Consider the following 12,945-nt stretch of genomic DNA (forward strand, 5'->3'; position numbering starts at 1 on the left):
AGTTTCATTGCTAGTTTTTTAACGTTGCTTATCTCGTCTACAAATTTATAAATGTCATCTTCTTTAAAAATAATCTTAGAGAAATCTGGGTTAATTTTTTCAATATTCATCGCACTATCTTTAATCATATTTGGATCGCTAGTGATATAGTCTTTAGCAGCTATAAAGTTTAGAGAATTACCTAGTAGACCGACAGCAGTTACGGCTTTGTAGTTTGGGTACCTGGTTACCCTACCCTCATCTATCTCAGTCTTCGCCTCCTCGGCTATTTTCCTTAACTTCTCGGCAGCCTTTTTAGCAAGGCTTGAAAGTAGAACAGTATCAGCGATCGCGCGTATACTACCAAGTCGCTTGGACAATGGCTTGGCTCCTGCTGATCGTTGGCTCATATTTAAAATGTCGCGTGTTTTTAATATAAGGATTACGACTGAGGAAAAAATGAAGCAAACATTTTTTGCCTTGTATTTTTTAAATATATAAATGGTGAACTATAGGTGAGTGTAGGTCAGAAGCGTCACAGGAGGCCCAACCTTAAGCTTGTGATGAGGGACGGCGAGGTATACTTGATGGATAAGAGAGGTAATGTTGTAGCATCTGGAGTAGAGGGGGTGAGAGGGCTACTGCTTAGATGCCCGCGGTGTGGCGAGCCAGCATCAGGCTATAGCATTGTATCAAGTGGGATAGTGTACGCGTATCACAGGTCGGGCAAGGAAAACCATGTGTGGTACGTGGCACCGATGAGCGAGGCATTAAAAAAGGTGCTTGAAGCCCTGCCACCGCCAAATTCTAGGCGACTGACGGTGAAAGTTCACCCGGAGCTGGCGTGGGAGGCTAAAACCCTTCTATCATCAGGAGTAGAAATACCACCACTGATAAAAAGCCTGTTATTAAATATCGCGTCAATGCAAGGATAAGATGTATGGGGGAGTCAGTGGGTAGGCTCCATCGCGCCCTCTGGCTGTCAGTAGCAGTATATGTAGCAACAGCTCTCCTTGACTCAACGTCAACATACCTCTGTTTGTCACTGATACCAACCGCTTATGAGACGAACATATATGTTGCCAGTATGCTATGGACGCCACTACACCCCCTAATAGAGCTTTTCACAATATTCCTCTTCGCCACGTTCGTAGCAACGTTCTCCGCGATCTCCAGTAAACTAGATAGGAAAACAACCGAGCTGGCATCACGAGTGATGATTATTGCAATAGCGGTGGCAAGCATCGCCCGTGCATACGGTTTCGCAAACAACTTATACATCTTATTGACAGTTAAGCACTAACCAGCCCTCTCCGATAACAGCCTCTGAATAACCTCCCTCATAGAGCCCGTAAACAAGTCATTCGTTAGGCCATAGATCCTAACCTCCCTCCCCTTTGGCTCGGCACTCCTGAAGGATGAGGCAGCATTCTCACTAGACAAGAGCATGCCGAACCCTGGAACATCTATGATGGCCGCGTCAGTCCCCTCAATCCTGTAGACGTAGACGCCGTCGTCGTCATACTTGGGCTTCTGTGGACGCTGGCGAGTGAACCCCCTCTCCTTGCCTATCATCGAGCTGATAACGAGGCGTAGTAGCTCTGCGAACACTACTCAGTCACCAAGTATATCTTACCGTCTTTACCAACATAAAAGCCTTTTACTTGCTTGCCAGCAATGCCAACGCTTGGACTCCGACGGGGGGCGACGCGTTTGCCACGTGACGGTAGCATGTCCACGAGCCTATACATCATCGTCCTTACAAATGTAGCTGGACTTACAGCACTAGTCGCGAGCATGGCGCCCAGCGTGTATCCAACCTTGTAGAACAAGGGTATGCCAACCCCGTCGAGTGCAACCCAGACGAAGTCCTTGAACATAAGGGTTACACCCATCGACGAGTTTGACTCTGGAGGCGGGCTTAAAGTGGTAGTTGTGACAGCGTTTCCAGTAGTAGTAACAGTAATCGTGTTCCCTCCATTGGAGCCCGTATACGTACTGGTAGACTCTGTTTTCAAGGTAGTCGTAGAGGTAATGACGAACTTGTCACGTTGCATAATAGTTGAGAAAAAGCCTGAGAGAGGAATAGACGCGAACAACACTGCGAGTAGCATTGGTAGTAGTATGATCAGGGCTGGCGTGACAGGGGCTGAGTACTTCACTAAGCGCCCCTTTTTCGACAAGGGGAAGAAGCCATGGGTGAAGCCGAGGACTAGGAAGAAGGAGAGAAGGGATAGGTGGCCGAACAGGATTATATCAGAGTTGCTCAAGAAGAACTCCATTAGAACAACCCCCTAGCCCACCCTCTAATTCCTTCAATTATGAGTAGGCGTGGCTTCCCGTCTTCGAGGTATTCAAGGGTAGCGTTTAGCCTCAGGTATGGGAAGATCAGCCATGGGTTATCCACCCTGTACTTAACTACTACCGCGAAGCCATAGTCAACTATCTCTTCTTCCCCTCTAACAGGGTTTGTAAGCTTCCTTTTCCTCCTCTGAACATGTGCACCTGACATATACGACCACCATGTTATCCCCCTCTTAAATAACAGATATAGGTAGTGTTGAAATAGGTAGCGATGACGCCACACAGCTGTGGACACTACACTCCACGAAGAAATATTTATTGCCAGGGACATCATGAGAGAAATCATGAGCCAGTGGAGTGTGTACAGGGTTTCGCTTTCCAACCCCTCGTTCGATATACTACTCGAGGCAACGAGGAAGGTCGCTGAAAGGGTCGGTGGCGAGGTAGCGTTTAACTACGAGGTAAGAGGGTTCGGTGGCAGGAGAGAGGTATGCCCAATCGCGATAAAACTCCCTGGAAAGTATGGCAACGGTGTAGGCATACGTGTCGTCGACGAAGACAGTTCCTCGAAAATCGAGGTGGTTGGAGACACATGGGGTATGCCGGTTACAGTAGAGGAGGTGGGCGCGATGATCGTGGAAAAATACGTGTCAATAGTTATGATAAAATCCCTCGAGGCAATGGGTTTCCATATTCTAAACATAAAGGAGGAGCCTGACGGAGTTGAGGTCGAGGCGGCGAAGTGATCATGGGGGTGGCGATGCATGCAGATAGTGAGGGTAAGAGTCTACAGGGAGGGAAAAATAGTGAAGATGGAGGTGGACAGCGAGGGCTATGGGGGGAGCGCGTGCGTGGAGGACGTGGAGGCGCTGGAGAGCCTTCTGAGTTCACTGGGGGCAGACCCACAGCTGTGGAAACGGGAGCTAAAGAAAGAATACTACTCATCATCCGACACGGAGTCATCTTCGCAATTAGTGACAAAGCAAGCACACAAGAGCTTGAAAAAAGATTAGCAGAGCTTGGCGTGAAGTTGAGGCTCGTCTCTAGTTCTCCGTGTGGCTAGAGTAGCAGTAGTAGATGCAACGTTATGATCGACATGTTGTGAAAGATGTTGTTTGTGTTTAAAACCCACCTAACCCTCTTCCCGAAAACCGTTATGCCGTGGATTGTCAGTGCATCTAGTATAAGGTGGTGAAGGGATCCAATCGCAATGCCCCCCATCCCCATTGGCACGAGGGCGAAGACGGTAAGCCACACTGCTAGCTCGTGGAGGCTTCTATGCGGTGCCATAAACAGGTTCTCGACTACGTCAGGCAGTATTGCACCGACTGCAGTTAAAGCTACTTGATCAGGCATAAGCCTTGCAGCAACCATTGTGGCAGTGGCTATATGTGTATACCATTTCATAACGTTAGTAACGTGTGTCTGACGTATCAATTTTTCTCTTTTTTCTCCAATGAAAACCTATTTCTGCAGGTTCCTTATTCATTTCACGAGAGGGGTATGGAGGCTGATACTGTTAAGATATTACTAGCATTCCTGGGGGGACTTGGCATAGGCTCCGGGATATCATACTTCGTGTTAGGTAGGAGGAAGAAGATGACAATCATCTACGCTCCAAACCTCCAGCTGAACCCCGCGTCGCCAGTAGTAATCGATATGGCGGTTGACAGGGCTAGGTGGGTGGTGAAGTAATGTCCCAGCAGAAACAGGTAACCCTCGACCAGTTAATAACAGCAGTCACGGACGCAGTGGTACAGCAGGTCAACACAGTACTCGGAGAGCTTGAGTCAAAGATAAACACCCTGTCTAAAAGACTGGACAACCAGGGTAGCGAGATAGAGGCCCTTAGAAAGGAGATGAAGACCATTACGGCCGACATAGCGGCACAATACGTGAAGCAGGCAATAGAGGCGGCGATAGAGGCATCTGCTAAAGGGCTCTCAAGCCAGGTGTCAGTTGCTACGGAGCCGGTTGTCGCAAGGATATCCCAGCTCGAGGGCAGGATGACGAAAATGGAGAAGCTACTAGAGTCGGCCGGCGATAACATCAGGCAGGCGGTTGAATCTATACTAAGCCAGGCGGCAGACACGTTCCGGGACTCAGTTAAGGACGTCACGTCGATAACGCAACAGGTGGAGCAGTTGAGGGACTCAATGTCAAAGCTCTCGACAAGGGTCGACGGCTTCAAGACAGCGATAGAACAGTTGTCGAAACAGATCGCGTCTACGCCTAGCCGGGACTCAGTTGATGCCATAGCAAAGAAGGTAGACGGCCTCGCATCAGAGGTGGCCACACAGAAGGTAAGGCTTGACAGGATAGAGAAGCTCCTCGAGAGGATTGCGAGAGATGTGGAAAAGACGCCTGTGAGCGAGGAGGATGAAGAGGGGGACAGTGACATAAGGGTAAAGTAGCGGGTAAGGGTGGTGAGTGATGCCCCTAGACGTGAGGCCGGAGGACGTGATGGCCCGCTTGACGATGCAGATAGAGGCTCCAGCGATGCGGGTGTATCCCGTACAGTACGCGCCGAAGCCGGTGCCGTCCTCTCTGTACGGAGTCCTGATAGAGGTAGTCGGGGAGGGCGTCATAGGCCAGTACATCTCCCACTCGGAGTACTACCTCGAGGTTCCACAGCGAGAGGAGTACTGGGACATATGGTATGGAATCGTAATAGTATACTCCAGGTGTATAGAAGAGGGCGCTCTAGCATTCATACCGACCGTCGTTCACGGGCTACCCGTGCCAGACATAGACAGGCTGGTGGGTGACTGCGACCTTTTCGAGCATGTAAGCATACGTGGAAAGATAACGGTGCCGAAGAAGGCGCTTGTGAACCTGCAAGACGTCATGGCCGGCAGGAGTCCCGTGTTAAGAGTCGACCCCTATGGGCTGACAGTCACCGAGGACGCGAGGGAGAAGATAGTATCACTCTCTAAACAGCTCATACAGGTGAGCAAGGCGTACAGTAGCCTTGTACGCGAGTATGAGGCATGCGCGTCGGCCAGGAGGATAGCGGAGGAGCAACTAGTCGGCATTAAACAGCTCTACGACGACCTCAAGGCGAGGCTGATCACCACCCAGGGCTCGCTTCAGGCAGCTGAGACAGCGCTTCAAGACTATTTTGCCAGGCTCAGTGCAGTGAGGGAGAGGGTTGCAACCGAGAGGGAGTTGAGAGAGGAGCTAGAGGCGCTGACAAGGGATATGACGTCGTCAATCGAGCTTGCTAGGCGCGCACTGGCAACTGCAAGGGAGGCCATCGCGGAGGTTATAGAGGAGAAGGAGGAGGCTGAGAGGCGACCAGCAGAGCAAAAAAGCGAGGTAAAAGAGGCAAGGGAAGTAAAGGAGGAAAAAGAGGAAGAAGAAGAGGAGGGTGGTGAGTGAGCGCTGAAGACGTCGTGGAGCTACTCACAGAGCTAAGAAGCATTGTGAACAAGGGAGTAGAGAGCGAGCGGAGAAGGGAGGAGGCCTTGAAGCTTATCGACGACCTATTAATGTCGGCAGCCAGGCTTGCGCCGAACCTTGACGGGCTCCCGGCAAGGGTTCAGCAGATAAGGATTACACAGTTCGCACAACAGATGGAGGATCTCGCAAAAGCACTTAGCGTTGCACGTGCAAACGTTGAGACGGGTAACACGAAGCTCGCAAGGATAGCCCTGAACGAGGCCATGAAGCACCTACTAGTATTGATCAACATGTCTAGGTTCCAGACAGTAGTACCGAGCAGGGCACGCGTATTCGTCTCAAGGACGCCGGTGCCAGAGGAGGTTCTCAGGCTTGGCCCCCTGGAGGCTACACTGTATAGTTTATCGCGTCGCGTGGCAGGGTAACGGCTAGCGAGTTGAGTGATTTCTGCGAGAGCAAGGGGATATCACTGGTCGACGCGGAGGCCTCGATGCGTAGGCTTGTCGACAGTGGCCTTGTAAGGGTAATGTATGAGTACGGCGAGTTTGCATACGAGGTGGGACTGTGAGCGTCGAGATCAGGATGTATGTGCGTGAGGGATGCCCTCATTGTGAGAGGGCTATGAGGCACCTGGAGCAGTGCCTTACATCCACGCTTCCATCGGCGCGACTTGTCATAGTACCGTCCCTGGTTGGCGCCGTGGTGAGGGGCTCTCGTTCGACGCCTCTATCGATGAAGGGGATTCCGGCTGGAGTGCCACAGATCGAGGTGATCGTGAGGAGTGGTTCAAGGAAGGTGAGCGCACTTCTCTACGGTGGAGTGCCACCTGACAAGGGGCCCGAGGAGACGTGTAGCCGTCTAGCAGAGCTAGTAAGTAATTTAAGCTTGTTATTGTAGGTGTTTATTGTGGCGGTGAAGCTCTCGGATTGGCTGATAGCCCTCGAGACCCTGTTATACGTTGTAGCGGGGGCTTTTACAACGAACCTGGTAGCGGTGGCTGTATGCATACTCCAGGTAGTTTCAAACGTGATACTGCTAAGCTCGAAGGCAAGTCCTAGTGGCGTAGCCCTAGACGTCGGCTTATCGATAGCTGGAGCAGTAGCAGAGCCCGTCCTAATACCACTAGCAACGCTAAGCATAGTGGACACGCTGATCTACCACAAGGTGAAGAGGCCATGATCGAGGCCCTGTCGACGATGGTTGCTAGCTTTGGAGCAGGCTACGCGGTAGGCTGGGCTCTGAGAAGGGTTGTATCCGTTATAGAGACCGTCGTGGCCCTCTACATAGCAGCGACAGCTGTTTTAGTGTATGCTGGAGTGGTAACGGTGAACTTCAACGCTCTTATAAACATGCTTGAAGGGATTGGTTCATGGCTGACGAACACAGTGGGCACGTCAGCGGTCGTTGCAGCACTAGGCGTTCTCGGAGTACCATTCTCGGCCGGCGTGGTCACGGGATTCATGAGGGCCCGCATGCCAGCCTTCTCTGCGACGCGATATAATAGCCCGTTCCTCTCGGATAATGAGTAAACCTTTTTTTGTTACGATGATTGTATAGTGGTGGGTAAAAGTGGGGAGGGAAGATCTTAAGTACTGGAACGCGAAGGCACTGGTTCCAGAGCAGAAAAAGAGTAAAGGCTTCGAAGAGCAGTTTCCAACAATGGTGTCGGGCTCAATATTCCTCTCAGCAATGCTAGTAGTCGTGAACGTCGTAAACGTGCTACAATTATACCCTGAGTTCTTCACATTCATGACTAGGGCGTGGGAAATCTTCATAATGCCCCCGGATCTCGTCAGGGAGATGTACCCGGATCTATTCGCCGGCTCGATATACGCTGCCACAGCATCAACGACCGCGTTACTGTCACTCGAGATCGTGTACTCGTCGCTTAAGGGGCAACAAGTTCCAGTGTTCAAGGGCCCGTGGAAAATAATACACGCGGTAACCTTCGCGTTCGCCTATGTATCCAACATGATCTGCTTCATTGCTACGAAGAGCATTGTCGCTGCAGCGAACATGGCGATACTCTCCATCACGATGCCGGTAGCGTTCAGCAACAGGATGGACAGAGTAGCAGAAGAGATAAACAAGATCCTGAGGGGTGCCGGCTAGTGTCATCACTTATTACGCTTTTCATCGGGTACGCAGTAGTAGAGGCAGTGTCAGTGGCAGTGCTCAACTTTACCGTGTCGAGGCTGTGGGCGAAGGGCGTCTCAGCGTCAATCCCGTTCTCTGCCATGCAGAACGACGTAATGGTTCCTAAAGTCCCGTCAGACACGAGGTCGTCACTCGCCTTCATATTCAACACGGCGTTCTTCTGGCCATTCATAGAGGAAAGCACGTACAGGATCGCACCATACCTTGTTGCAGGGTTGCCAGGCGCGCTCCTCGGAACAATAGCCTGGGTTCTCATACACTACCACAAGATCGCTCAGACAAACCCAAGCCTGAAGAGCGAGGACTTCATCATGCTTGCGGGTGGCTACTTGGCAAGCCTCGCAATACCCGGATTATACTACACCTATGCATTGACTGTTGTACCATGGACGCCCTATGTATTCCACTCCATGCATAACTTCATCGTAGCGACAAAGATAGTTGCAGGTCTAAGGGCGCCGGCGAAAAGAGGATTTGTGAAGGCACGTAAGGGGGAGAAGACAGTGGCGACTGCACGAGTCCCATCAAAGAACAAACAACGAGTAGTCACTTCATCATGGATGCAGATCTATAGGAGCATGTACCTCGAGGACGAGCTAGGCTGGACAAAAGAAAGAATTAAATATTAGTTTTTTCAAGTCTTTTACTTGATGATTGACAGAAAACTGGTATTACTAATTGGTCTGCTTGCAATAATAGCACTGCTATACACCAGCGGGGTATCGCTACTATTAGCAGGCGCCATAGTAACGTCCGCGGCAACCATCGTCCTAACTCTTGAGCTACTGGTAAAGAGGGGCGTGATACCAGAGGATGCATATTACCCCGCGCTGATACTCGGCGTGGGTATCGACTTCATCTTCATAGGGCTTATACAGAAAGGCGTAATACCATTGGCGCTCGCCATCACCGGCGACCCATTAATCGACGCGATCCTTGTGTCGACGATATCCGCCGTCATAGTAACGATCATAATCCTGCTCTTAAGGAACTATCTCGCTAAAAAATACGGTTGGTCGCTTTCACACGAGAGATACGCCTCCCCATTCCTTGAATAGGGGGTCTTTTTTACCATGTTTATCGAGGTCTTCGCTAACGCCTCGCTAGCCGTAATGCTAATTGTACTAGCAGCCTACACTGCAGACAACGACCCAACATACGCTGCGATCCTACTACTCATAGCCCTGGATCCGCTCTACGACACCTACAGGTACGTGAACGTAGCCAGGACGCCACGCCTATATTCAACGGTAAACATAGTTGCAGAGTCGTTGAGCATAACCACCTCATCAATGGTCTTGAACATCGCGATAAGATACCTATCACTCGGCTTCGTATGGCTACCACTAGCATTGATAGCGCTAAGTAGCCTCGACATCGCTGTAAGCATGGGGGAGATACTAAGGGTAGCCGAGTCCTCCAGCCCCGGGTCTAGGGAAAGCCCGTTCATCGAGTAACCCGAAACAAATAAAGCCTTGTTTTTCTAGTCTTAACACGTGAAGCACTGGGTGGCAGTCCTTTTAGGGCTCATGGCCCTCTCAATAGCCCTAGCCCCACAGCCACCACCCCCAAGGCACTCCATCAGACTCCTACCATTCTACACATCCCCCCTGGGCACAGGGGTAACGGTCTCCGAGGTATACGGCGTGTCAAGGTATACGGGTAGGGGCGTCGTCGTAGCAGTACTAGACACCGGCGTGGACTACACGCACCCAGACCTTCAACACGCGATAAAGCTCCTGGCAAGCTTCACAGTGAGGACGAAGGATGGCAGGCCACTCGTATGGATCGTAGGCTACAACGGGACTCTAAGTGACGCGAGTATATTCGACGAGACCGTGAAGAAGAGCGTTAATACATACGCGTGGCTCGACGAGCACGGGCACGGGACACACGTCTCAGGCATAATAGCGGGAGACGGCTCCCTGTCAGGTGGCTCCATAAGGGGGGTTGCCCCTAGCGTCTCCCTGTGGGTGATCAAGGTTCTCGGGCCGGACGGGACTGGTAGCATAAAAGACCTCGAGGACGCCCTGCTATGGCTCGTAAAGATGTACGACTCTGGATACCAGATCGACGTGGTAAACCTGTCCCTCGGCGTCGACGATAAGGAGGAAGGGGAGAAAATAGCAAACGCGTGCCTAGAGCTTGTCAAGAGGGGCGTCATAGTAGTGGCAGCCGCTGGGAACAACGGAGTGGCTGGTGGCATAGACTACCCTGCCAGGGCCAAGGGCATAATCGCGGCCACAGCTGTGGATCAAAACGGTAAACGGGCATTCTTCGCCTCCATGGGCGCGCCAGGCGTAGAGAAGCCGGACTACGCGACTCTCGGAGTCAACGTCCTCGCTACAGCGCCAACGTACCCGTCAAGGCTTGGACGAACAGGGTACGTAGCCCTGTCTGGTACGAGCATGTCCACAGCTGTGCTGTCAGGAGTGACTGCTCTATGGGTAGAGGCGGTCGGCAGGGCGTCCGCGTTGCAGGCAATGGAGGCGTCCTCGTTGCCGGCTAGCCCGGTTGGAGTTGGGAGGACGTGGAGCATCGGCGTGGGCTACGCCGTGCCACCGGGATAACGCAAAAAATTTATAGGGTTCTCATGATATAGGTTACGTGATGAAGAAACTAGTTGTATCCCTACTATTATTGGTAGTAGTAGCAGTAGCGACCTCCTCGATGGCCACCCCAGTCAGCATCACGTACGTGTTACACCACTTTCCAGAGCAGTACACATCATTCGACACCTTCTTCGCCGTGAACGGGACTAGGTTTAAGAGTGGCACGGTCACCGGCAACAACTTCACCGTGAACGTGGACAACGCCTACGCGTACCTGTTGAAGATAAACGGCAAGAACTCCACGGTCATAGTGTCAATACCAATCGGCGTGACGACACAGATAGTAGACCTAGACACAAGAATGCTTGCACAGGTCACGTTCAAGGTCACGATAAACGGCGAGGGATACAAGCCCTCCGCTGTACCATACACAGTGGTGGTGAAGAACAACCAGGGCAAGGTGACGGCGACGACACAGTTACTCTTCGTCGAGACACCGGCAAACGTCACGTTCCCGGCGACCCTGTTGTTCCCAGGAGTATACGGCTATAAGCTGACAGGGATCAACGGAACCAGCACGGACACAGTATCGTTTACAACGAATGGTCAGTACACGGTTGCAGTGGCCTACGACCCGACGGGCCTAGCCTCGCTACCCCTAGGCATCCTACTAGTACTACTCGCGGCAATCGTTATAGCAGTCGTGTTCGCGGTAATCAAGGGGCGCTCCGCGGCTAGTGTGGCAGCCGCGATTAACAGTCCATTCATAGAGTAAGGTACGGGCATAGGCGCTGGGAGCAAGTCTCCCAGGCGTTAAAACAGAAACTTATTTTACCCTGTTCAATGTTTTTCATCACATGGCAAGGCTGACACTTTATTTCCCGGCAAGCATAGCGGACGTCATCGGAGGCGACCTTCTAAACACCCTCAACGGTGACCCAGTGTTCCAGAGGAAAGTAAAGGGGACAGGAATAATGATCAAGGATCTACTCGACAACGCATCGGAGGCATGTGCTAGAACACCAAAGGTTAGAGATGCATTGGACAAGGCATCAGCTTGGGTAGCCTGCATGGACGAGGTTCTCGCAAGCATCGCGGAGTACGTCAAAACAGGTAGTGGAGGGGACAGCGAGGTCGACGGCACGGGCGTGACAGTCGGACAGGTGGCAAAGCCCATCATGGACGCGTGCCGGTCGACGACGGCAAAGGTATACGAGGACGTAGAGGAGAACACGAGGGCATGCGCCCTAGACGTGGTCTCAGTGTCTAGGCTTCGCCTACGCGAGGTCTTCGCCTCGATATAACAGGCTTCTCGACAATCATCCCATCCCTAGCAAGGGCAGCTAGAACGGCTGAAGCCGTAGACGACGACATCGCTGACAGCCTGAACACTCGTGGCGAGAGTGGCGTGAAGTATACCTCGCCGTCAGGGGCCTTGCCCCTGGCATAGATATTGGCCACGTCTAGCACGACATCACTGGCAACAGACTTCATAGCGACGGCGCCAGCGCTGGCAAGCAAGATCATATATGCTGTGAACACGGCGACTCCATCACCCTCCACCTTGTCCCTGCATACTACAGCGGATCCGCTAGGCCTCGCAGCGACCACGCATCCGAGGCTCCAGCTCACGGAGAAGCCCGCCTTTTCAAGCGCCACGGCAGCGAGTTTTAACGCCTCCATGGACGTCTTAAACCTCTTTACTATGTATTCCTCCTCTACTCGCACAATGTATCAGATGCACGGCACGATAAAAAAGTAATTGTGCGTAGAGCGATACATATTTTTTTCCCCGTGTTATATTACACATGTGGCGGAGAAGCTAGCAGAGGTGATTGCGAAGTGGCTGTTAGAGCAGAAGAACACGGTGGCACTCACACCGAGGAAGCTCAGAAAACTGGCACGCATGTACGGCGTGAACCCGCATGGCTGGGAGGCGAGGAAGCTTATGGACGCGGTTATAAACCTACTGAACACGAGCGGGGAGAAGAAGGTGGAGGTAAGGGTGAAGCGAGGCATCGGGGTGAGAGTCGTATTCGTGATGCCACCGAGCGTGGACAGCACGTTCCTCTCGGAAGAGGAGTAGTCGACGAGTCACTCCTGGTAATCGCACACCTGCTAAACCTCGAGGAACACCTGGTCGAGCTTGGCGACGTCGACTTGGCGTCAGACGTAAGGGATGCTAGGAGAGAGGTCGTGGACAGGGTGTGCAGGGAGGTATTCGGCGCCGACCCGGAGTCCACACAGCTCAAGAGGTCGTGGTGCGCCGTGAAGCACGCCCTCCTAGCCTCCTACCACTCCCTCGAGGTCTCACTGGCCACTAGGAGCCCCTTCTTCGCTGACTGTTACTCCACGTTTATGAGCCTGGCGCGGTCAATCATGGAGAAATCCCTCTCCGAGAGGCTTGCGGGCGACACTAGCGAGAAAACAATTTAAGCCACTCAACGGTGTATATTGTGATGGGTATGGGGTGGGAGAAAAACAAGAAGAAGCAACCGGTAGTCGACGACTGCTACAGGTGTGACGACGACATAAAGCTACCCGAGACGGG

At 52.1% G+C, this 12,945-nt stretch carries 28 protein-coding genes; 21 read left to right on the forward strand and 7 right to left on the reverse strand.

Annotated elements, in window-relative coordinates:
* On the reverse strand, window positions 1-389 hold a 389-nt coding region (locus ACP5KC_RS06340), incomplete at its 3' end, for a hypothetical protein (protein ID WP_428286985.1).
* Between the two features lie 105 nt (window positions 390-494).
* On the opposite strand from ACP5KC_RS06340, the gene ACP5KC_RS06345 reads away from it, so the two are divergent.
* Window positions 495-914, forward strand: a complete 420-nt coding sequence (locus tag ACP5KC_RS06345; protein WP_428286986.1) for a hypothetical protein — start codon at window positions 495-497, stop codon at window positions 912-914.
* A gap of 5 nt (window positions 915-919) precedes the next feature.
* Window positions 920-1,282: a hypothetical protein gene (locus tag ACP5KC_RS06350; protein WP_428286987.1), complete on the forward strand. Its 363-nt coding sequence runs from the start codon at window positions 920-922 to the stop codon at window positions 1,280-1,282.
* Here ACP5KC_RS06350 and ACP5KC_RS06355 read toward each other — a convergent pair.
* Window positions 1,279-1,590 (reverse strand): hypothetical protein, encoded by a 312-nt coding sequence (locus ACP5KC_RS06355; RefSeq protein WP_428286988.1) that lies wholly within the window; start codon window positions 1,588-1,590, stop codon window positions 1,279-1,281. The genes ACP5KC_RS06350 and ACP5KC_RS06355 overlap by 4 nt on opposite strands.
* Window positions 1,590-1,859 (reverse strand): hypothetical protein, encoded by a 270-nt coding sequence (locus ACP5KC_RS06360; RefSeq protein WP_428286989.1) that lies wholly within the window; start codon window positions 1,857-1,859, stop codon window positions 1,590-1,592. The genes ACP5KC_RS06355 and ACP5KC_RS06360 overlap by 1 nt, the downstream gene beginning before the upstream one ends.
* Between ACP5KC_RS06360 and ACP5KC_RS06365 the strand changes: the two genes are divergently transcribed.
* On the forward strand, window positions 1,852-2,277 hold the full coding sequence (locus ACP5KC_RS06365; protein WP_428286990.1) for a hypothetical protein: 426 nt from the start codon (window positions 1,852-1,854) through the stop codon (window positions 2,275-2,277). The two genes, ACP5KC_RS06360 and ACP5KC_RS06365, sit on opposite strands and share 8 nt — an antisense overlap.
* On the opposite strand, the gene ACP5KC_RS06370 is transcribed toward ACP5KC_RS06365, so the two are convergent.
* Window positions 2,261-2,491, reverse strand: a complete 231-nt coding sequence (locus ACP5KC_RS06370; RefSeq protein ID WP_428286991.1) for a hypothetical protein — start codon at window positions 2,489-2,491, stop codon at window positions 2,261-2,263. The genes ACP5KC_RS06365 and ACP5KC_RS06370 overlap by 17 nt on opposite strands.
* A 136-nt stretch (window positions 2,492-2,627) precedes the next feature.
* Between ACP5KC_RS06370 and ACP5KC_RS06375 the strand changes: the two genes are divergently transcribed.
* Both ACP5KC_RS06375 and ACP5KC_RS06380 read left to right on the forward strand, forming a co-directional pair.
* Complete coding sequence (locus ACP5KC_RS06375) at window positions 2,628-3,029, forward strand: hypothetical protein (RefSeq protein ID WP_428286992.1); 402 nt, start codon at window positions 2,628-2,630, stop codon at window positions 3,027-3,029.
* 18 nt (window positions 3,030-3,047) lie between these two features.
* Complete coding sequence (locus ACP5KC_RS06380; RefSeq protein WP_428286993.1) at window positions 3,048-3,296, forward strand: hypothetical protein; 249 nt, start codon at window positions 3,048-3,050, stop codon at window positions 3,294-3,296.
* Window positions 3,297-3,342: 46 nt separating this feature from the next.
* Here the strand turns inward: ACP5KC_RS06380 and ACP5KC_RS06385 are convergent, their stop codons facing one another.
* Complete coding sequence (locus ACP5KC_RS06385) at window positions 3,343-3,690, reverse strand: hypothetical protein (protein ID WP_428286994.1); 348 nt, start codon at window positions 3,688-3,690, stop codon at window positions 3,343-3,345.
* A 96-nt stretch (window positions 3,691-3,786) separates the two neighbouring features.
* On the opposite strand from ACP5KC_RS06385, the gene ACP5KC_RS06390 reads away from it, so the two are divergent.
* From ACP5KC_RS06390 to ACP5KC_RS06450, 13 genes are read left to right on the forward strand one after another with little or no spacing between them, the layout of a single operon-like run.
* The gene (locus tag ACP5KC_RS06390; protein WP_428286995.1) at window positions 3,787-3,978 is read left to right on the forward strand and encodes a hypothetical protein; all 192 of its coding nucleotides are present in this window, start codon (window positions 3,787-3,789) and stop codon (window positions 3,976-3,978) included.
* Window positions 3,978-4,697: a hypothetical protein gene (locus tag ACP5KC_RS06395; protein WP_428286996.1), complete on the forward strand. Its 720-nt coding sequence runs from the start codon at window positions 3,978-3,980 to the stop codon at window positions 4,695-4,697. The genes ACP5KC_RS06390 and ACP5KC_RS06395 overlap by 1 nt, the downstream gene beginning before the upstream one ends.
* Before the next feature lie 19 nt (window positions 4,698-4,716).
* A complete protein-coding gene (locus tag ACP5KC_RS06400) occupies window positions 4,717-5,664 on the forward strand; it encodes a hypothetical protein (protein WP_428286997.1) in 948 nt (315 codons plus the stop codon).
* The gene (locus ACP5KC_RS06405; RefSeq protein WP_428286998.1) at window positions 5,661-6,110 is read left to right on the forward strand and encodes a hypothetical protein; all 450 of its coding nucleotides are present in this window, start codon (window positions 5,661-5,663) and stop codon (window positions 6,108-6,110) included. Before ACP5KC_RS06400 ends, ACP5KC_RS06405 begins: the two co-directional genes overlap by 4 nt.
* Window positions 6,111-6,121: 11 nt before the next feature.
* Entirely contained in the window at window positions 6,122-6,253 is a 132-nt protein-coding gene (locus ACP5KC_RS06410) for a hypothetical protein (RefSeq protein WP_428286999.1), read from the forward strand.
* Complete coding sequence (locus ACP5KC_RS06415) at window positions 6,250-6,582, forward strand: hypothetical protein (protein ID WP_428287000.1); 333 nt, start codon at window positions 6,250-6,252, stop codon at window positions 6,580-6,582. The genes ACP5KC_RS06410 and ACP5KC_RS06415 overlap by 4 nt, the downstream gene beginning before the upstream one ends.
* A 9-nt stretch (window positions 6,583-6,591) precedes the next feature.
* Complete coding sequence (locus ACP5KC_RS06420) at window positions 6,592-6,864, forward strand: hypothetical protein (protein WP_428287001.1); 273 nt, start codon at window positions 6,592-6,594, stop codon at window positions 6,862-6,864.
* Entirely contained in the window at window positions 6,861-7,214 is a 354-nt protein-coding gene (locus ACP5KC_RS06425) for an FUN14 domain-containing protein (protein ID WP_428287002.1), read from the forward strand. The genes ACP5KC_RS06420 and ACP5KC_RS06425 overlap by 4 nt, the downstream gene beginning before the upstream one ends.
* A gap of 40 nt (window positions 7,215-7,254) precedes the next feature.
* Window positions 7,255-7,797 carry a hypothetical protein gene (locus ACP5KC_RS06430; RefSeq protein WP_428287003.1) on the forward strand — a complete coding sequence of 181 codons (543 nt, stop codon included), beginning with the start codon at window positions 7,255-7,257 and terminating at the stop codon, window positions 7,795-7,797.
* Window positions 7,797-8,471: a hypothetical protein gene (locus ACP5KC_RS06435; RefSeq protein WP_428287004.1), complete on the forward strand. Its 675-nt coding sequence runs from the start codon at window positions 7,797-7,799 to the stop codon at window positions 8,469-8,471. Before ACP5KC_RS06430 ends, ACP5KC_RS06435 begins: the two co-directional genes overlap by 1 nt.
* Window positions 8,472-8,492: 21 nt before the next feature.
* Complete coding sequence (locus ACP5KC_RS06440) at window positions 8,493-8,900, forward strand: hypothetical protein (RefSeq protein WP_428287005.1); 408 nt, start codon at window positions 8,493-8,495, stop codon at window positions 8,898-8,900.
* A 15-nt stretch (window positions 8,901-8,915) separates the two neighbouring features.
* The gene (locus tag ACP5KC_RS06445) at window positions 8,916-9,299 is read left to right on the forward strand and encodes a hypothetical protein (RefSeq protein WP_428287006.1); all 384 of its coding nucleotides are present in this window, start codon (window positions 8,916-8,918) and stop codon (window positions 9,297-9,299) included.
* A gap of 39 nt (window positions 9,300-9,338) precedes the next feature.
* Entirely contained in the window at window positions 9,339-10,412 is a 1,074-nt protein-coding gene (locus ACP5KC_RS06450) for a S8 family serine peptidase (RefSeq protein WP_428287007.1), read from the forward strand.
* Window positions 10,413-10,445: 33 nt separating this feature from the next.
* On the opposite strand, the gene ACP5KC_RS06455 is transcribed toward ACP5KC_RS06450, so the two are convergent.
* Window positions 10,446-10,631: a hypothetical protein gene (locus ACP5KC_RS06455; RefSeq protein WP_428287008.1), complete on the reverse strand. Its 186-nt coding sequence runs from the start codon at window positions 10,629-10,631 to the stop codon at window positions 10,446-10,448.
* A 10-nt stretch (window positions 10,632-10,641) separates the two neighbouring features.
* On the opposite strand from ACP5KC_RS06455, the gene ACP5KC_RS06460 reads away from it, so the two are divergent.
* The gene (locus tag ACP5KC_RS06460) at window positions 10,642-11,169 is read left to right on the forward strand and encodes a hypothetical protein (protein WP_428287009.1); all 528 of its coding nucleotides are present in this window, start codon (window positions 10,642-10,644) and stop codon (window positions 11,167-11,169) included.
* Between the two features lie 82 nt (window positions 11,170-11,251).
* On the forward strand, window positions 11,252-11,698 hold the full coding sequence (locus tag ACP5KC_RS06465; RefSeq protein WP_428287010.1) for a hypothetical protein: 447 nt from the start codon (window positions 11,252-11,254) through the stop codon (window positions 11,696-11,698).
* On the opposite strand, the gene ACP5KC_RS06470 is transcribed toward ACP5KC_RS06465, so the two are convergent.
* Window positions 11,661-12,122, reverse strand: a complete 462-nt coding sequence (locus tag ACP5KC_RS06470) for a hypothetical protein (protein ID WP_428287011.1) — start codon at window positions 12,120-12,122, stop codon at window positions 11,661-11,663. The two genes, ACP5KC_RS06465 and ACP5KC_RS06470, sit on opposite strands and share 38 nt — an antisense overlap.
* 114 nt (window positions 12,123-12,236) lie before the next feature.
* Here ACP5KC_RS06470 and ACP5KC_RS06475 point away from each other — a divergent pair, with 114 nt between their 5' ends.
* Complete coding sequence (locus ACP5KC_RS06475) at window positions 12,237-12,830, forward strand: hypothetical protein (protein WP_428287012.1); 594 nt, start codon at window positions 12,237-12,239, stop codon at window positions 12,828-12,830.
* Window positions 12,831-12,945: the final 115 nt, after the last annotated feature.

It is taken from the genome of Infirmifilum sp., assembly GCF_049970975.1.
GTDB classification, from domain to species: domain Archaea; phylum Thermoproteota; class Thermoprotei; order Thermofilales; family Thermofilaceae; genus Thermofilum; species Thermofilum uzonense.